This is a genomic window from Falsiroseomonas sp. E2-1-a20 (assembly GCF_051433195.1).
Classification (GTDB): Bacteria; Pseudomonadota; Alphaproteobacteria; order Acetobacterales; family Acetobacteraceae; genus Falsiroseomonas.
This window is the reverse complement of sequence record NZ_JBHMFT010000023.1, coordinates 51,061-66,703: the sequence shown is the minus strand read 5'-3', so window position 1 is coordinate 66,703 and position 15,643 is coordinate 51,061. Positions and strand designations below refer to the sequence as shown.

The 15,643-nt window shown below is 71.3% G+C and carries 16 protein-coding genes; 8 read left to right on the top strand and 8 right to left on the bottom strand.

Annotated elements, in window-relative coordinates; genetic code table 11:
- Positions 1-18 precede the first annotated feature (18 nt).
- The gene (locus ACFHPP_RS22605) at positions 19-1,875 is read left to right on the top strand and encodes a bifunctional sugar phosphate isomerase/epimerase/4-hydroxyphenylpyruvate dioxygenase family protein (RefSeq protein WP_437165496.1); all 1,857 of its coding nucleotides are present in this window, start codon (positions 19-21) and stop codon (positions 1,873-1,875) included.
- A gap of 3 nt (positions 1,876-1,878) precedes the next feature.
- Here the strand turns inward: ACFHPP_RS22605 and ACFHPP_RS22600 are convergent, their stop codons facing one another.
- The 4 genes from ACFHPP_RS22600 to dctP are packed head-to-tail and all read right to left on the bottom strand — an operon-like array spanning position 1,879 to position 5,145.
- Entirely contained in the window at positions 1,879-2,319 is a 441-nt protein-coding gene (locus ACFHPP_RS22600; protein WP_437165495.1) for a type II 3-dehydroquinate dehydratase, read from the bottom strand.
- Between the two features lie 14 nt (positions 2,320-2,333).
- Positions 2,334-3,677: a TRAP transporter large permease gene (locus tag ACFHPP_RS22595; RefSeq protein ID WP_437165494.1), complete on the bottom strand. Its 1,344-nt coding sequence runs from the start codon at positions 3,675-3,677 to the stop codon at positions 2,334-2,336.
- Complete coding sequence (locus ACFHPP_RS22590; protein WP_437165493.1) at positions 3,632-4,132, bottom strand: TRAP transporter small permease; 501 nt, start codon at positions 4,130-4,132, stop codon at positions 3,632-3,634. The genes ACFHPP_RS22595 and ACFHPP_RS22590 overlap by 46 nt, the downstream gene beginning before the upstream one ends.
- Positions 4,133-4,146: 14 nt before the next feature.
- Positions 4,147-5,145, bottom strand: a complete 999-nt coding sequence (dctP, locus tag ACFHPP_RS22585) for a TRAP transporter substrate-binding protein DctP (protein ID WP_437165492.1) — start codon at positions 5,143-5,145, stop codon at positions 4,147-4,149.
- A 177-nt stretch (positions 5,146-5,322) separates the two neighbouring features.
- On the opposite strand from dctP, the gene ACFHPP_RS22580 reads away from it, so the two are divergent.
- The gene (locus ACFHPP_RS22580; protein WP_437165491.1) at positions 5,323-6,714 is read left to right on the top strand and encodes a GntR family transcriptional regulator; all 1,392 of its coding nucleotides are present in this window, start codon (positions 5,323-5,325) and stop codon (positions 6,712-6,714) included.
- Between the two features lie 43 nt (positions 6,715-6,757).
- Here the strand turns inward: ACFHPP_RS22580 and ACFHPP_RS22575 are convergent, their stop codons facing one another.
- The gene (locus tag ACFHPP_RS22575; RefSeq protein ID WP_437165490.1) at positions 6,758-7,105 is read right to left on the bottom strand and encodes an SWIB/MDM2 domain-containing protein; all 348 of its coding nucleotides are present in this window, start codon (positions 7,103-7,105) and stop codon (positions 6,758-6,760) included.
- 287 nt (positions 7,106-7,392) lie between these two features.
- Between ACFHPP_RS22575 and ACFHPP_RS22570 the strand changes: the two genes are divergently transcribed.
- From ACFHPP_RS22570 to proB, 5 genes are all read left to right on the top strand, one after another.
- Positions 7,393-8,658 (top strand): NAD(P)/FAD-dependent oxidoreductase, encoded by a 1,266-nt coding sequence (locus ACFHPP_RS22570; RefSeq protein WP_437165489.1) that lies wholly within the window; start codon positions 7,393-7,395, stop codon positions 8,656-8,658.
- Between the two features lie 186 nt (positions 8,659-8,844).
- Positions 8,845-9,162 carry a 50S ribosomal protein L21 gene (gene rplU, locus ACFHPP_RS22565; protein ID WP_437165511.1) on the top strand — a complete coding sequence of 106 codons (318 nt, stop codon included), beginning with the start codon at positions 8,845-8,847 and terminating at the stop codon, positions 9,160-9,162.
- A 12-nt stretch (positions 9,163-9,174) separates the two neighbouring features.
- Positions 9,175-9,444, top strand: coding sequence for a 50S ribosomal protein L27 (gene rpmA, locus ACFHPP_RS22560; RefSeq protein WP_437165488.1), 270 nt, complete (start codon positions 9,175-9,177; stop codon positions 9,442-9,444).
- A 93-nt stretch (positions 9,445-9,537) separates the two neighbouring features.
- Complete coding sequence (gene obgE / locus ACFHPP_RS22555) at positions 9,538-10,563, top strand: GTPase ObgE (RefSeq protein WP_437165487.1); 1,026 nt, start codon at positions 9,538-9,540, stop codon at positions 10,561-10,563.
- 11 nt (positions 10,564-10,574) lie between these two features.
- Positions 10,575-11,693: a glutamate 5-kinase gene (gene proB / locus ACFHPP_RS22550; RefSeq protein WP_437165486.1), complete on the top strand. Its 1,119-nt coding sequence runs from the start codon at positions 10,575-10,577 to the stop codon at positions 11,691-11,693.
- A 51-nt stretch (positions 11,694-11,744) separates the two neighbouring features.
- On the opposite strand, the gene ACFHPP_RS22545 is transcribed toward proB, so the two are convergent.
- The gene (locus ACFHPP_RS22545; RefSeq protein WP_437165485.1) at positions 11,745-12,068 is read right to left on the bottom strand and encodes a hypothetical protein; all 324 of its coding nucleotides are present in this window, start codon (positions 12,066-12,068) and stop codon (positions 11,745-11,747) included.
- Positions 12,069-12,237: 169 nt separating this feature from the next.
- Complete coding sequence (locus ACFHPP_RS22540; protein ID WP_437165484.1) at positions 12,238-12,558, bottom strand: hypothetical protein; 321 nt, start codon at positions 12,556-12,558, stop codon at positions 12,238-12,240.
- A 178-nt stretch (positions 12,559-12,736) separates the two neighbouring features.
- Here ACFHPP_RS22540 and ACFHPP_RS22535 point away from each other — a divergent pair, with 178 nt between their 5' ends.
- Positions 12,737-14,704: a methyl-accepting chemotaxis protein gene (locus ACFHPP_RS22535; protein ID WP_437165483.1), complete on the top strand. Its 1,968-nt coding sequence runs from the start codon at positions 12,737-12,739 to the stop codon at positions 14,702-14,704.
- 2 nt (positions 14,705-14,706) lie between these two features.
- Here the strand turns inward: ACFHPP_RS22535 and ACFHPP_RS22530 are convergent, their stop codons facing one another.
- On the bottom strand, positions 14,707-15,633 hold the full coding sequence (locus tag ACFHPP_RS22530; protein ID WP_437165482.1) for a LysR family transcriptional regulator: 927 nt from the start codon (positions 15,631-15,633) through the stop codon (positions 14,707-14,709).
- Positions 15,634-15,643: the final 10 nt, after the last annotated feature.

Sequence of the window (15,643 nt, the reverse complement as noted above, 5' to 3'; positions counted from 1 at the left end):
CGTGACGAGGGGATTCTGGTGCGGCGCAAGCGTTCCATCGCGACGGTCTGCCTCTCCGGCACCCTGCCGGACAAGCTGGAGGCCGCCGCCGCCGCCGGCTTCGATGCCGTCGAGATCTTCGAGAACGACCTGCTGACCTTCGAGGGCTCGGCCCGCGAGGCCGGGCGCATGGCCTCCGACCTCGGCCTCGACATCGCGATCTTCCAGCCCTTCCGTGATTTCGAGGCGATGCCGGAGCCGCAGCGCGGCCGCAACCTGGACCGGGCGGAGCGCAAGTTCGACACCATGCAGGCGCTCGGCACCGACCTGGTGCTGGTGTGCAGCAACGCGCAGCCGGCGACGCTGCCGGATGCCGCCCGCGCCGCCGCCGACCTGCACGAGATGGCGGAGCGCGCGGCGCGGCGCGGGCTGCGCGTAGGCTACGAGGCCCTGGCCTGGGGCCGCCAGGTAAACCGCTGGCGCGATGCCTGGGATATCGTGCGCCGCGCCGACCATCCGGCGCTGGGGCTGATCCTCGACAGTTTTCACACCCTTTGCCTCGGCGACGACCTGGCCGGACTCGCCGCCACCGTGCCCGCCGAGAAGCTTTTCTTTTTGCAACTGGCGGATGCGCCGCTGCTGTCCATGGACCCGCTGTCCTGGAGCCGGCACCACCGGCTGTTCCCGGGCCAGGGTGAGTTGGCCGTGCCGGATTTCCTGCGGCAGGTGCTGGAGGCCGGCTATGCCGGCCCGCTGTCGCTCGAGATCTTCAACGACGAGTTCCGCACCGCCCCCTCCCGCCGCATCGCCCGCGACGCGCTGCGCAGCCTGGTGTGGCTGGAGGACCAGGTGGCCACGGCGCCGCTGCCTGCGCTTCCGGTGCTGTCCGGCATCGAGTTCGTCGAATTCGCGCTGGACCCCGCGGCGCGGGCGGATCTCGGCGCGATGCTCGGCACGCTGGGCTTCCGCCGCGTCGGGCTGCACCGGTCCAAGGATGTCGAGCTGTGGCGCAACGGCGGCGCCAACCTGGTGCTGAACGCGGAGCCGGACAGCGCGGCCTCCGAGCGCTTCGAGCTGTTCGGCCCCTGCGTCTGCGCCATCGCGCTGCGCGTCGACGACCCGGCGCGGCTGGTGGCGCGGGCGGAGGCGCTGGCCTGCCCGGTGTGGCGCGAACGCGTCGGCGATGGCGAGCGCCACATCCCTGCCGTCCGCGCGCCGGACGGCATGCCGGTGTACCTGGTGGAAGACCCAGCGAGCGGCGCGCGGCCGATCTGGGAGGATGACTTTGCCCTCGACGCCGAAGCAGCCCCCGGCACGCTGCGCGGCATCGACCATGTGGCGCAGGCGCTGGCGCCCGGCATGATCGACAGCTTCGTGCTGTTCTTCCGCGCCCTGTTCGGCCTGCAGGCCGATGCGCCCTGGGAATTGCCCGATCCCTACGGCCTGGTGCGCAGCCGCGCCTACACCGGAGGTGGGGGCAGCGTGCGGCTGCCGCTGAACGTCTCGGAAAGCGGCCGCACCGGCACGGGCCGCTTTGTCTCCGCCTTCGCCGGCGCCGGCGTGCACCACATCGCCTTCGCCGCCGCGGATGCCGATGCCGCGGTGGATGCCGCGGCCGCGCTGGCCGCGCCGCTGCTGGATATCCCGGCCAACTACTACGAGGATCTCGGCGCCCGCTTCGGGCTGGAGGACGCGGCGCTGGAGGCGATGGCGCAGCGCCATCTGCTGTACGACCAGGATGCCGCCGGCGGCACCTTCCGCCACGCCTATACCCGCGCCTTCCGCGACCGCTTCTTCTTCGAGATCACCGAACGCGCGGCCGGCTATGCCGGCTTCGGCGCCGCCAATGCCGCCGTCCGCATGGCCGCCCAGGGCCGCAGCGCGGTCGCGCCCTGAGCCTCAGGCCGCTTCGAGCAGGTCCTGCAGGGACCGCACCGCCGTCGCATAGCCCTGCGCGCCCAGCCCGGCGATGACCGCGGTTGCCACCGGGGAGACCAGCGAGCGGTGGTAGATCGCCTCCCGCCGGTGGATGTTGGAGATGTGCAGCTCGATGATCGGGCCCGCGAACATCTTCAGCGCGTCCAGCACCGGGATCGACGAAAAGGTCAGGCCGGCCGGGTTGATGACGATGCCGTCGGCGGCTTCGTCAATGGCCTCGTGGATCCATTCCACCAGCTGGCCTTCGTGGTTGGTCTGGCGGAAGACGATGGCGTCCGCGCCCGCCGCCTCGCGGCACATCGCCTCGACCTGCGCCAGCGTGGTGTGGCCGTAGATCGCGGGCTCCCGCTTGCCGAGCCGGTTCAGGTTCGGGCCGTTCAGGACATGCAGGGTACGGGGCATCGGGTCCGCCTGTGTCAGCCCTGGTAGCCGAATTGCCGCGGCAGCCAGAGCACGAGTTCCGGGATGAAGGTGATCGCGGCCAGCGCCAGCATCATCGCCAGGATGAAGGGCATCATGTCCCGCACCACGGCGGAGAGCGGCGCATCGGCCAGCTTCGCCACGATGAACAGCAGCAGGCCGTAGGGCGGGGTGATCAGCCCGATCATGATGTTCACCACCACCACCACGCCGAAATGGACCATGTCCACGCCGAGCGCCTGCGCCGTCGGGATCAGCACCGGCACCACCACCAGCAGGATGGTGCTGCCCTCCAGCAGGCAGCCCAGCACCAGCAGGATGACGTTGACCGCCAGCAGGAATTCCCAGCGCGAGAGTTCGTAGCCGGCCAGCAGGTTGCGCACCGTGGTCGGGATGTTCTCGCTGGTCACCACGTAGTTGAAGGCCAGCGCGCCGGCGATCAGCATGCCGATGGCGGCGGTGGACCGGGCGCTGTCCAGCACCGTGCGGTACAGTTGCGGGGCGGAGATGCTGCGATACAGCAGCGTCGCCACCAGGAAGGCGTAGGCGGCGGCGACGGCGGCGGCCTCCGTCGGCGTCATGACGCCGCCATAGATGCCGCCCAGCAGGATCACCGGCATCAGCAGCGCCGGCAGCGCGTCCCAGGTCAGCCGCGGCAATTCGCACAGCGGCACGCGCTCCGCCACCGGGAAGTCGTGGCGGTGCGCCATCCAGGTGTTGATGCCCATCTGCGCCACGCCCATCAGCAGCCCCGGCACCACGCCGCCGAGGAACAGGTAGCCGATGGAGCTGTCGGAGATCAGCGCGTAGAGCACCATGGGGATGGAGGGCGGGATGATCGGGCCGATCACCGCCGTGGCCGCGGTGATGGCCGCCGCATAGCTGGCGGGATAGCCGCCGCCGCGCTTCATCATGTCGATGATCATGCGGCCGCTGCCCGCGGCATCGGCGATGGCGGAGCCCGACATGCCGGCGAAGATCACGCTCTGCACCACGTTCACATGACCCAGCCCGCCACGGAACCGCCCGACCAGCATGTTGCAGAAGCGCAGCAGCCGGTCCGTCATGCTGCCCGCGTTCATCAGCCCGGCGGAGAAGATGAACAGCGGCACCGCCAGCAGGATGAAGCTGCCGTTCAGCCCGTTCAGCACCTGCTCCGCCGCGATCGACATGTCCTGGCCTGACAGTGCCAGGTAGATGATGGACCCGGTGATCATGCCGAGGCCGATCGGCAGGCCGAGCAGCGACAGGCCGATGATCGCCACCAGCGCCAGGGAGAACGGGCTGTCCGGCATCACGCGGCGCGCGCCGTGCCACGGGGCGTGTTCGTCACGGCGCACCAGGCGATCCAGCCGTGCCGGATGATCATCGCCACGGCGAAGACGACATAGACGGAAAACAGCAGGTCGAAGCGCAGGCCGAGATAGGTGGACCGCTCGACCTTCATGAAGGCGACGTAGTCCAGCACCGCCGGCAGCGACAGGCCGAAGACGCCGACGACCGTCAGCCCGGTGACCGCATCGAACACGCGGCGCAGGCCGGGCGGCACGCTGCCATGGATCAGGTCGAAGCGGATCTCCTCATCGTCCCGCAGCACCAGTGCCGCACCCCACAGCACGCCCCACAACCACGCCAGCGTCGAGACCTCCGTGGTCCAACCCACCGGCGCGTTCAGCAGGTAGCGCATGGCGATCTGGATGATGAAGGCGCCGAACATCGCCACCAGCAGCGCGGCCAGCACATTCTCCGCCCGCCGCCGTGCCCAGCCCAGGATGCGGCGTGCCGCGTGCCGCATCCGCCGGGCCCGGTTCAGCTGACGGCGTTGATGCGGTCGAGCACGCCGGCCGGCCAGGCCTGCGACAGCGGCGAGGCGAGGTAGCGGCGCTGCGCCTCCGCCCGGAAGGCGGCGACGTCGGGCGCATAGACCTCGAGGCCCTGGGTGCGGAAGAAGTTCACCATCTCCTCCTCCTGCATCAGGTGGCGTCGGGTGCTGGCCTCGATCGCCTTGTCGGCGGCGGCCTGGATGGCGGCCTGCTGCGCCGGCGTCAGCCCGTCCCACAGCCGCGCCGAGATCGACAGCAGGTCGTAGGCGACCAGGTGACTGGTCAGCACGAATTGCGTGGTGACCTCATGGAAGCGCATGGTGCGGCTGGTCGGCAGCGGATTGTCCTGGCCATCCACCGTGCCGGTCTGCAACGCCGTGTACAGCTCGGCGAAGGCCACCGGCGTCGGGTTGGCACCCAGCGCCTCGCCGAGGAACTGCCAGGCCTCGCCCGGCGGCATCCGCAGCTTCAGGCCGGCCAGGTCCGCCGGGGTGCTGATGCGCTTGCGCGGCTTCAGGTTGACGTGGCGCGTGCCGAAATACAGCGGGCCGAGGACGTGGACGTTCAGCTGGTCCCGCGCCATGCGGTTGAACTCGCGCCCGACATCGCCGGCGAAGGTCTTCCGCATGTGCTCGGCATCGCGGAACAGGTAGGCGGAGGTCATCACCGACCAGGCCGGGATCTGGCGGGAGATGTCCTGCGGCGCGAGGTTCGCCATCTCCAGGTTGTTGCGCTGGATCGCCACCAGCTCCGTCCCCTGGCGGAACAGCGTGGCGTTCAGGTGCAGCTCGACATCGAACTGGCCGGCCAGGTCGGTGACGAAGCCGCGCATCGCCTCGCCGCGGATGTCCTGGTCGGAGAAGACGGCGGCGAAGCGGATGCGCCGCCGGGCCTGCGCCACGGCCGGCGCGGCAAGCCCGGCTGCCAGCGCCGCGGCGCCCATCACGGCGCCCACGGCGGAACGACGCCCCATCATCGCGCCCATGCGCATCCTCCCCAACCGATTGCTTGGCCGCGGATACCGCGGCCCGCCCAGGCTATTGAGGCGCCAGGGCGGAATCAAGCGCCCATCCGCATTATCTAGGAGATTTCCTGGAATCGCGGATATTGTGGCGCTGCCAGCCACCATGATGTGCTGCGCGGGACCAGCGATCGGGACAGGATGACGGGCCGGGTGGAGGAAGGCTTCAGCGACGCCGCCTATCGGCGCATCCGCGGCGACCTGATCCTCGGGCGCCTGGCACCCGGCGCGAAGCTGGGGCTGGAGGGGCTGCGGCCGGTCTACGGCGCCGGCGTCGCCACGCTGCGGGAGGCGCTCAACCGCCTGGCCAGCGAGGGGCTGGTCCTCGCCGAAGGCCAGCGCGGCTTCGCCGTGGCCCCGGTCTCGGTGGAGGATTTTCGCGAGGTGGCGGCGCTGCGCCTGCTGCTGGAAGGCCACGCCATCCAGGCCAGCTTCGCCGCCGGCGACCTGGACTGGGAAGGCGAGGTCGTCGGCGCGCACCACAAGCTGGCGATGATCGAACGCCGGCTGCTGGCCGGCCAGGCTGCCGACGCGGCGCTGTGGAAGCGCTACGACCGGGACTTCCACCATGTGCTGATTGCCGCCTGCGGCTCGGCGACCCTGCTGGAAGCCTATGCCGCGGCCTATGACCGCTACCTGCGCTACCAGATGGTGGCGGTGGTGTTCCGCGGTGCCGTGGCGGCGGACCAGCATGCGGCCCTGCTGGACTGCGCGCTGCGGCGGGACCCGGCCGCCGCCTGCGCCATCCTGGCGGCGCATGTCGATGGCTGCGTCGCGCATGTGGCCGCGACCGGCGCCCTCGACGGCTTCACGCCGTCACCGCGCCGCCACCCGGCCCCAGCCAGCGCCGAATCGGCAAGTGAGCGCGCCTACCGCCTGATCCGCGGCGACCTGCTGCGCGGCATCCTGGCACCCGGCCAGAAGCTGCGGCTGGAGGCGCTGCGGGACCGCTATGGCGCCGGCATCAGCACGCTGCGGGAGGTTCTCAGCCGGCTGACGGTCGAGCAGTTCATCGTGGCCGAAGGCCAGCGCGGCTTCGAGGTTGCGCCGCTATCGGCCGCGAACCTGCACGAAGTCGCCAGCCTCCGCCTGCTGCTCGAGACGCATGCGCTGGAGCAAGCGTTCCACGCCGGCGACCTGGAATGGGAGGCGCGGGTGATTGCGGCACATCACCGCCTGGCGCAGATGCAGGACCGGCTGCGCGCGGGGGATGCGGCGGCGCTGGACCAATGGCGGCGTCTCGATGCGCAGTTCCACCAGGCGCTGATTTCCGCCTGTGGATCGCGCACGCTGATGGCCACCCACGCCGCGACCTTCGATCGCTATCTGCGCTACCAGAATATTGCCTTGGGCTTCCGCGGCGACATCGCGGTGCGGGAACATCAGGCGCTGTTGGATGCCGCCCTTCGCCGGGATGCGGCGGCGGCGCGGCAGGTGCTGGCCGGGCATATCGGCGGCGGCGTCGACCAGGCACTGGCCAGCGCCGCGATCGAGGGGGCGCGCCCCCTAGGGCCAAGGGCGCGCCGGGCGTAGAACCTGCGCCCGGCTGCGCCGTCGAGCCGTTACTTCAGATGCGTTACTTAAGATGCTGGGCGAGGTGCTTGTTCATCTCGAACATCGTCACCTTGTCCTTGCCGAACACCTTCCGCAGCTTGTCGTCGGCAATGATTTCGCGCCCGTCATCCGGGTTCTGCAGCTTGTTTTCCTTGATGTAGACCCAGACCTTGCTGACGACCTCGCCGCGCGCGAGCTTGCCCTCGCCCACCACGGCCGCCAGTTCCGCCGAGGGCTGCAGCGGCTGCTGCAGCGCGTTCAGCTTGGCGCCCTTGGCGGGCTTGTCAATCTTGGCTGCCTTCCCCTGGGCCGGGGCCGCATCCTTCGGCGCCTTGGTTTCCGACGTCTTCGGCGGGGCCTTGCTGGGCATGCATATGTTCCTGGCTGCTGGCGCCCGGCCGCCCTTCAAGGGCCAACGGACGAAGTTTGGATCGAAACGGCGGCGTTGTCTGGCGGTTCCCGAGGATCAGGTTTTTCCACCGGGGCGTGCAGGGTGACATGAATACGGCGCCGCGTCAGCGCGGATCAAGACCATTCCGTGCCGCGGGCCGGGCCAGGGTCGGCGCCGCTTGTCACTGGACGGAGGCGCGTGCTTACGTTCCGACCTGCCTGGAGCCGGCCTGTTTGGAGCCGGCCTGTTTGGAGTCAGACGCTGCCATGACCGATCCGCACCCGCCCCGGGTCCTCGTGGTCGGCGCCGGCATCGTCGGCCTGGCGCTCGCCTGGCGCCTGCTGCGGGGTGGCGCCTCCGTCACCGTCGTGGATGCCGAGCCACCTGGCGAGGGCGGCGCCAGCTTCGGCAATGCGGGGGCGATCAGCGCCAGTTCCGTTGCGCCGCTGGCCCTGCCCGGCCTGCTGCGCCAGGTGCCGCGCATGCTGCTGGACCGCGCCGCGCCGCTGCACGTGCCGCCCGCCTATTGGTGGCGCGCCGCGCCCTGGCTGGCCCGCTTCGTCGCCGCAGCGCGCCCGGCCGCGGTGTCCCGCGCCACGGCGGCCCTGGACCAGCTGCTGCACCTGGCCACCGAACAGCATCACGCCCTGGCGCGGGAGATCGGCGCGCCGGAGCTGCTGCGGGCCAACGGCCAGCTCTACATCTATCGCGATGCCGCGCAGCTGGCGAAGGACGCCCCGGCCTGGGAGATCCGGCGCCGGCACGGAGCCCGGCTCGAAAAGCTGGACCGCGCCGGCCTCACCGCGCTGGAGCCCGCGATCGGCGAGGCTTACCGGCTCGGCATGTTCCTGCCGGACCACACCCACTGCGCCTCCCCGCTGCGCTATGCGCGCCGACTGGGCGAAGCCTTCCGGCAGGCCGGCGGCACCATCCTGCGCGACCGCATCACCGCGCTGGCGACCAGCGATGGCCGCATCGCCGGCGCCCAGGGAGAGGCCGCGCTGCACCAGGCGGAGGTCGTGGTGCTGGCCGCCGGCGCCTGGTCGGCCCGGCTGGCCGCCCCGCTCGGCTACCGCATCCCCCTGGAATCGCAGCGCGGCTACCATGTGGACCTGGCCGATTCCGGCGTCACGCTGACCCGGCCGGTGATCCCGGCCGACCGCAAGGTGTTCATCACGCCGATGGAGGGCGCGCTGCGCGTCGCCGGCACGGTGGAGTTCGGCGGGCTCGACCGCCCCCGGGATGCCGCGCGGGCGGAGCTGCTGTATGGCGACCTCGCCGCGGTGTTCCCGGACGCCAAGGTCACCCGGGCCACGGATTTCTGGATGGGGCACCGCCCCTGCCTGCCGGATTCCGTGCCGGTGATCGGCCCGGCCCGGCGCGTGCCCGGCCTGTGGTTCGCCTTCGGCCATGGCCATCTCGGCCTGACAGGCTCCGCGCCCACGGCGGAGCTGCTGGCGCCGGCCATCCTCGGCCGTCCCAGCAACCAGGACCTTGCCCCCTTCGCCGCGGAGCGCTTCGCCGGCGCCTGACTCGGGCGCCTGACACGCCAGCCGAACCGTTGACTCACCGGCCGGCGCGCGGCTATACGCTGCGCCCTCCGGCCACCCAGGTGCTCAGGCGCTTCGGAAGGCCGGCGGCCAGTCATGGCCGAACCACCTCCAACAGTCCGGGCGAACTCGCCCATGGCACCGGACCTCGAAAGCCCGAGCGCGAACATGACCTATGCAGTGATCCGCACCGGCGGCAAACAGTACCGCGTCACGCCCGACGCCGTGCTGACCGTCGAGAAGCTCGAGGCCGAACCCGGCTCCACCATCACCTTCCACGACATCCTCGCCCTGGGCGACGAGTCCGGCCTGACGCTCGGTGCGCCGACCGTCCCGGGCGCCACCGTCACCGCGGTGGTGGAACGCCAGACGCGCGATGCCAAGGTGATCATCTTCAAGAAGCGGCGCCGGAAGAACAGCCGCCGCAAGAACGGCCATCGCCAGATGCAGACCGTGCTGCGCATCTCCGGCATCGTTGCAGCGTAAGGATTTCGGACCATGGCACATAAGAAGGCAGGCGGTTCCTCCCGCAACGGCCGCGACTCCGCCGGCAAGCGCCTCGGCGTGAAGCGTTCGGACGGCCAGTTCGTCCAGGCCGGCAACATCCTGGTCACCCAGCGCGGCACCAAGATGATGGCCGGCAGCAACGTGCTGGTGGGCCGCACCCACTCCCTGCACGCCCTGGTCACCGGCCACGTGAAGTTCGAGCGCAAGGCCGAAGGCCGCGTGCAGGTCTCCATCACGCCGATGGCCGTCGCCGCCGAATAAGGAAGCGGCCGTCTGGCAGGCGTTGGGACGGGGGCCGCACGGCCCCCGTTCGCGTTTCCAGGCTCCCGGCCCCCAGGTCCCAGACATAGCGCCATGAAATTCCTCGACGAAGCCAAGGTGCATGTGAAGGCGGGTGACGGCGGCGACGGCGTCATCGCCTTCCGGCGCGAGAAGTACATCGAATTCGGCGGCCCCGACGGCGGCAATGGCGGCAAGGGCGGCGACGTGATCATCGAGGCCGTGGACGGCCTGAACACGCTGATCGACTACCGCTACGCCCAGCATTTCCGCTCCCGCAAGGGCGGCAACGGCGCGGGCTCCGACCGCACCGGCGCCGGGTCCGACGACGTCATCATGAAGGTGCCGGTCGGCACCCAGATCCTGGACGAGGACAAGGAAGCCCTGCTGGCGGACCTGACGGAGGTCGGCCAGCGCGTCGTCATCGCCCGCGGCGGCGATGGCGGGCATGGCAATGCCACCTTCAAGACCTCCACCAACCGCGCCCCGCGCCGCGCCGACAAGGGCTGGCCGGGCGAGGAACGCTCGATCTGGCTGCGCCTGAAGCTGATCGCCGACAGCGGGCTGCTCGGCCTGCCGAATGCCGGCAAATCCACCTTTCTCGCCGCCGTTTCCGCGGCGCGGCCGAAGGTGGCGGACTACCCCTTCACCACGCTGCACCCGCAGCTCGGCGTGGTGCGGCTGAACCCGGATGGCACGCCGTCCCGCGACGGCTCGCTGGAATTCGTCCTGGCCGACATCCCCGGCCTGATCGAGGGTGCGCATGAAGGCGCCGGCCTCGGCACCCGCTTCCTCGGCCATGTCGAACGCTGCGCCGTGCTGCTGCACCTGGTCGATGGCACCGCCGCCGACCCCGCGAGCGCCTACCGTACCATCCGGGAAGAACTGGCCGGCTACGGCGGCGGCCTGGCCGACAAGCCGGAGGTGGTGGCGCTGAACAAGTCGGACGCGATGACTCCGCAGGCCACCGCCTCCCGCCTCAAGGCGCTGTCCAAGGCGGCCGGGCGGCCGGCGCTGCTGGTCTCCGGCGCCACGGGGGCTGGCGTGCCGCAGGTGCTGCGGGCGCTGTACGAGCAGATCCTGGCCGACCGCCAGCGCTGAGACGGCGGCCCATGCTCCCCTCCCTCGCCACCGCGCGGCGCATCGTCGTCAAGATCGGCTCCGCCCTCGTCGTCGACCCTGGCGGCGCCGCGCCGCGAGAGGCCTGGCTGGCCGGCGTGGCGCGGGATGTCGCGGCGCTGCGGGCGCGGGGCGCGGAGGTCATCCTGGTATCCTCCGGCGCCATTGCGCTCGCGCGCCACGCGCTGGGCCTCACCCGGAAAAAGACGCTGCGGCTGGAGGAGAAGCAGGCCGCCGCGGCCGTCGGGCAGATCCGCCTGGCCGGTGCCTGGGCGCAGGCCCTGTCCGCCGTGCAGCTCAACGCCGCGCAGCTTCTGCTGACGCTGGAGGACAGCGAGGACCGCCGGCGCTACCTGAATGCGCGCGCCACGCTCGGCACGCTGCTGACGCTGGGCTGCATTCCCGTCATCAACGAGAACGACACCGTCGCCACCGCCGAGATCCGCTTCGGCGACAATGACCGCCTGGCCGCCCGCGTGGCGGAGATGGTGGAGGCGGATGCGCTGGTGCTGCTGTCCGACATCGATGGCCTCTACACCGCCGACCCGCGGCGCGACCCGCAGGCCGTGCATATCCCCGTGGTGGACCACATCACGGAGGAGATCATGGCGATGGGGGGTGAGCCGCCACCCGGCTATTCCTCCGGCGGCATGCGCACCAAGCTGATCGCGGCGCGCATCGCCACCGGCGCCGGCTGCGCCATGGCGATCGCGCTCGGCCAGCGCGACCGGCCGCTGGAGGCGATGATGCAGGGCGCGCGCTGCACCTGGTTCCTGCCCGAGAATGAAGGGCGTTCGGCGCGCAAGCGCTGGATCGCCGGCAGCCTGGCGCCGCTCGGCGCGCTGGTGGTGGATGCCGGCGCGGCGCGGGCGCTGGCGCGCGGCTCCTCGCTGCTGCCGGCTGGCGTACGTTCAGTGGAAGGTACGTTCCAGCGCGGTGATCCGGTGGCGGTGCGCGACGAAGCCGGGCAGCTTCTGGCGCGCGGCCTGTCCGCCTACGATGCCGACGCCGCCCGGCTGATCGCCGGCCACCGCAGCGAGGAGCTTGAGCAGATCCTCGGCTGGCGAGGGCGGGACGAGATCATCCACCGGGATGATCTCGTCGTGCTGTAGGCACGCAGGCGTGCAGGTTGTAGGCGCGCCAGTCTTCAAGCTGTAGGCACGTCAGCCGCGGTCGCCCATGGTGGCGGCGAAGCGCGCGGGCTGCGCGGCCTCGATCTCCACCACGCTCTGGTTCTCGCCGCTGCCGACAACCCGCACGTTGCGGGCCGACTGCACGGCGTTGACGCTGAGGGTTTCCGTCGTCGCGCCCTCGCCCGAGCCGGTCATGCGCACCAGCGCGCCGCCGACGATGTTGTGGTTCGGGTCACGGCCATGCACGACGATGCTGTCGCCGTCCTGCGTGGTGGTGAGCCATTGCGCCGAGGCGCCCTGCGCAAACCCCGTGGCCAGCAGCGCCGCCGCGGCCATCCGTGTGATGTGGTTCATCGGTCTTCTCCTGTCTCGCATCCTGTTGCGGTACGCGTTTGCGTCCGGAGCCGAAGGTAGTCCGGCCGCATTGCGACAGGGTGTCGTGCCCATCGCGGAGGGTTTCGACGGATGGCGCCTCCGCCGACGCGCACGACACGGACGAAAGCAACGAAATGCCGGGCGCGCCTCAGCGCCAGCCGTAGCGATGGCCGCGCGGCGGCGCGTGCCAGTTGCGCCGCTGCGGTGCGGAATAGGCATGGCCGCGGTGGCGCAGCGGCGTCACGTAGCGCGGGGCCACATGGCGCGGGGCCACGTAGCGCGGGGCCACGTAGCGCGGGGCCGGGCGATGGCTTCGCCGATCATCGTAGCGCCGGTCGCGGTACTGCACCGGCGTGGCGTCAAGAGCCATTTCGGCCACGGGCCGCGGCGGGGTGGCGGGCGCGGCACCCACGGTGCCGGAAGCGAGCAGGCCGAGGCTGAAGGCGGCGGCGAGGAAAAGGCGGCGCATGATGTCCTCCTGGGCGTTCAACGCGGCCAGCATGGCGCCGGGCGCAAGGCGCAATCGGGCCGCGATTGCCGCTTTCCCGAGGCAGATTGCTGCGGAAGGTAACGCCGCTTCACCTGCGCTTAAGCGATGACCCGCAAACTGGAGCGACGTGGCGCGCCATCCCCAGCCGGAGCCTGCAATGCCGAATGCCTTCTCCAAGCCGACGCATCGCCTGACGAGCATCCGGAGCAGGCTCGCACTGGGCTACGGCCTGGTGCTTTGCCTGCTGCTCGGCCTTGCTGGCGTGGCGGTACGGGAGGTCAACGCGATCAACGCCAGCCTCGCCGTCGTCGCCGACGTGAACAGCGTGAAGCAGCGCTTCGCCATCAACTTCCGCGGCAGCGTGCATGACCGTGCGATTTCGCTGCGCGACGTCGTGCTGGTCCGCCTGCCGTCCGAACGCGCCGCGGCGCTGGCGGAGATCGAGAAGCTGGCGGCCGACTACGCCGCCAGTGCGCAGCGCCTCGACGCGATGATGGCGACGGGCGCGGAAGTGACGGAGGATGAACGCCGCATCCTCGCCTCCATCAAGCAGACCGAATCCCGCAGCCTGCCGCTCATCGCCCGCGTCGTGGCCCTGCAGGACGCGGGCGATGGCGCCGGCGCGCAGGCGCTGCTGCTGGACCAGGCGCGTCCGGCCTTCGTCGAATGGCTGGCGCGCATCAACCAGTTCATCGACCTGCAGGAGGCCAAGAACGGCATCGTCGCCGCGCAGGCCCGCAGCCTGGCGAGTGGCTTCCAGGCGCTGATCCTCGGGCTCGTCGGCGCCGGCCTGCTGCTCGGCATCGGCATCGCCGCCTGGTCGATGCGGGCCATGGCACCGCTGCGGGCGCTGGAGGCGGTGATGCGGCGCATGGCCACCGGCGATCTTGCCGCGGACATCCCGGGCCAGGGTCGCCGCGACGAGGTCGGCGCGATGGCCGAAGCGGTGCTGGTGTTCCGCGCCCAGGGGCAGGAGGCGCAACGCCTGCGGGTGGAGCAGGAGGCAGGCCGGGAGGCCGCGCAACAGGCCAAGACCGAATCGCTGCGCGGCATGGCCGACCTGGTGGAGGCCGAGACCTTGAAGGCGATGACCCGCATCGTCGAGCAGGCCAGCGGCCTCGCCGCCGATGCCAGCGCCATGGCGGCCGCGGCGGCGCGGGTGGACCAGAATGCCGGCGCGGTCGGCGCCGCCGCCGATGCCTCGCTGGCCGTGGCGGAAACCGTCGCGGTGGCGGCGGAGGAGCTGACGACCTCGATCCGCAACATCTCCGGCCAGGTGCGGGAGGCCGCCGAGGTGGGCCGCGCCGCCGCCACCGACAGCACCAAGACCGAAGCCGTGATCCTCGACCTGTCCGGCGCCGTCGGCCAGATCGGCGACGTCACCCGACTGATCCAGGAAATCGCCGGCAAGACCAACCTGCTGGCGCTGAACGCGACGATCGAGGCGGCGCGCGCCGGCGATGCCGGCAAGGGCTTCGCCGTGGTGGCCGGGGAGGTGAAGGCGCTGGCGACGCAGACCGCCAAGGCGACGCAGGAAATCAGCCAGCACATCGAGGCGGTGAGCCAGCGCACCGCCGCGGCGGTGGAGACGGTGCGCCGCATCGCGCACTCCGTCGCCCGCATGGACCAGCTCGCGGCAACGCTCGCCGATTCGGTCGGCCAGCAGGACCATGCGACCAGCGCCATCGCGCGCAGCATCGCCGACAGCACCCAGGCGACGCGCGACGTCTCCCGCCGCATCGGCCATGTCTCCACCGATGCGCGCGATGCTGGCACGCGCGCCGAGCGCAGCCGCAAGGAGACGGAGGATCTGGCGGCGGAGGCTCGGGGTCTGACGCATCACGTCGTCAGCATCCTGCGGTCCGCCGTGCCGGAGGTGGACCGCCGCGCGGAGCCGCGCCGGCCGATCGAAGGCAAGGCGACGCTGGTGCTCGGCGGCGCCGGCAGCGTCGTGCAACTGCGCGACATCAGCGAGGGTGGCGTGTGTGTCACCGGCGCCATCGCCGCACCGGTCGGCACGCGCGGCAGCCTGCAGATGGAGGGCCAGGCGCCGCGGACGGTGGAAGTCCGCGGGGTGGAGGGCACCAAGCTGCGGCTCGCCTTCGTGCGGGAGGCCGCCGCCTGACCTCAGACGGCGGCCGGGCTGTTGTGCGCGGCGATGCGGTCGCGCAGCCAGATCTGCGCAGCCGCGTTGCTGTCGCGACGATGCCACAGCATGGAGATCTCGAAGCGGCGCGGCGGGAAGGGCAGCGGGCTGACGGTCAGCGCCGCCGCATTGGCGCAGGCCATGCAAAGGCGGCGCGGCAACGTCGCCACCGCCGGTACCTGCTTCAGCAGCATCGGGATGGACAGGAAATGCGCCGTCGCCATCACCACGCGGCGGCGCTGCCCCAGCCGGTCCAGCTCCTCCTCCACCCAGCTCGTGAAGTCGCCATGCAGCGAGGGGACGATCTGCGGCAGGGCGCAGAACTGCTCCAGCACGATGGGCGCGGCGATGCCGAGACGGGCGCCGTCGAAGACGCAGGCCTGCACTTCCTCGTACAGCACGCGCCCCTCATGCCAGCGCCGCCGCTGTGGCAGCAGGCCGAGTGCCAGGTCGATCTGGCCGGCATCCAGCATCGCCGGTGCCGATTGCCGGTCCACCGGCAGCACCGCGATGCCGAGGTCCCAGCCCGCCGCCGCCACCTCCGCGACGAAGCCGCCGAGCAGCACCGCCGCGGCGTAGTCGCCGGCACCGATGGTGAAGACGCGCCGCCCGGCGGCCGGGTCGAAGGCTTGCGCCGCATCGGGTGACAGCGCGCTGGCGGCCAGCACCAGCGCATCGCGCATCGGCTCCGCCAGGCGTTGCGCGCGGGCGGTGGGTTCCATGCGGCCGCCGCTGCGGATGAACAGCGGATCGCCCACAACCTCCCGCAGCCGCGCCAGGCCATGGCTGACGGCGGATTGGCTCAGGCCGAGCAGGACCGCGGCGCGGGAGACGCTGCGGGTTTCCATCACGGCGTCGAACAGCTTCAGCAGGTTGAGGTCGAGCGCCGCACTATGAATCCGGTTCATGTCGATATGC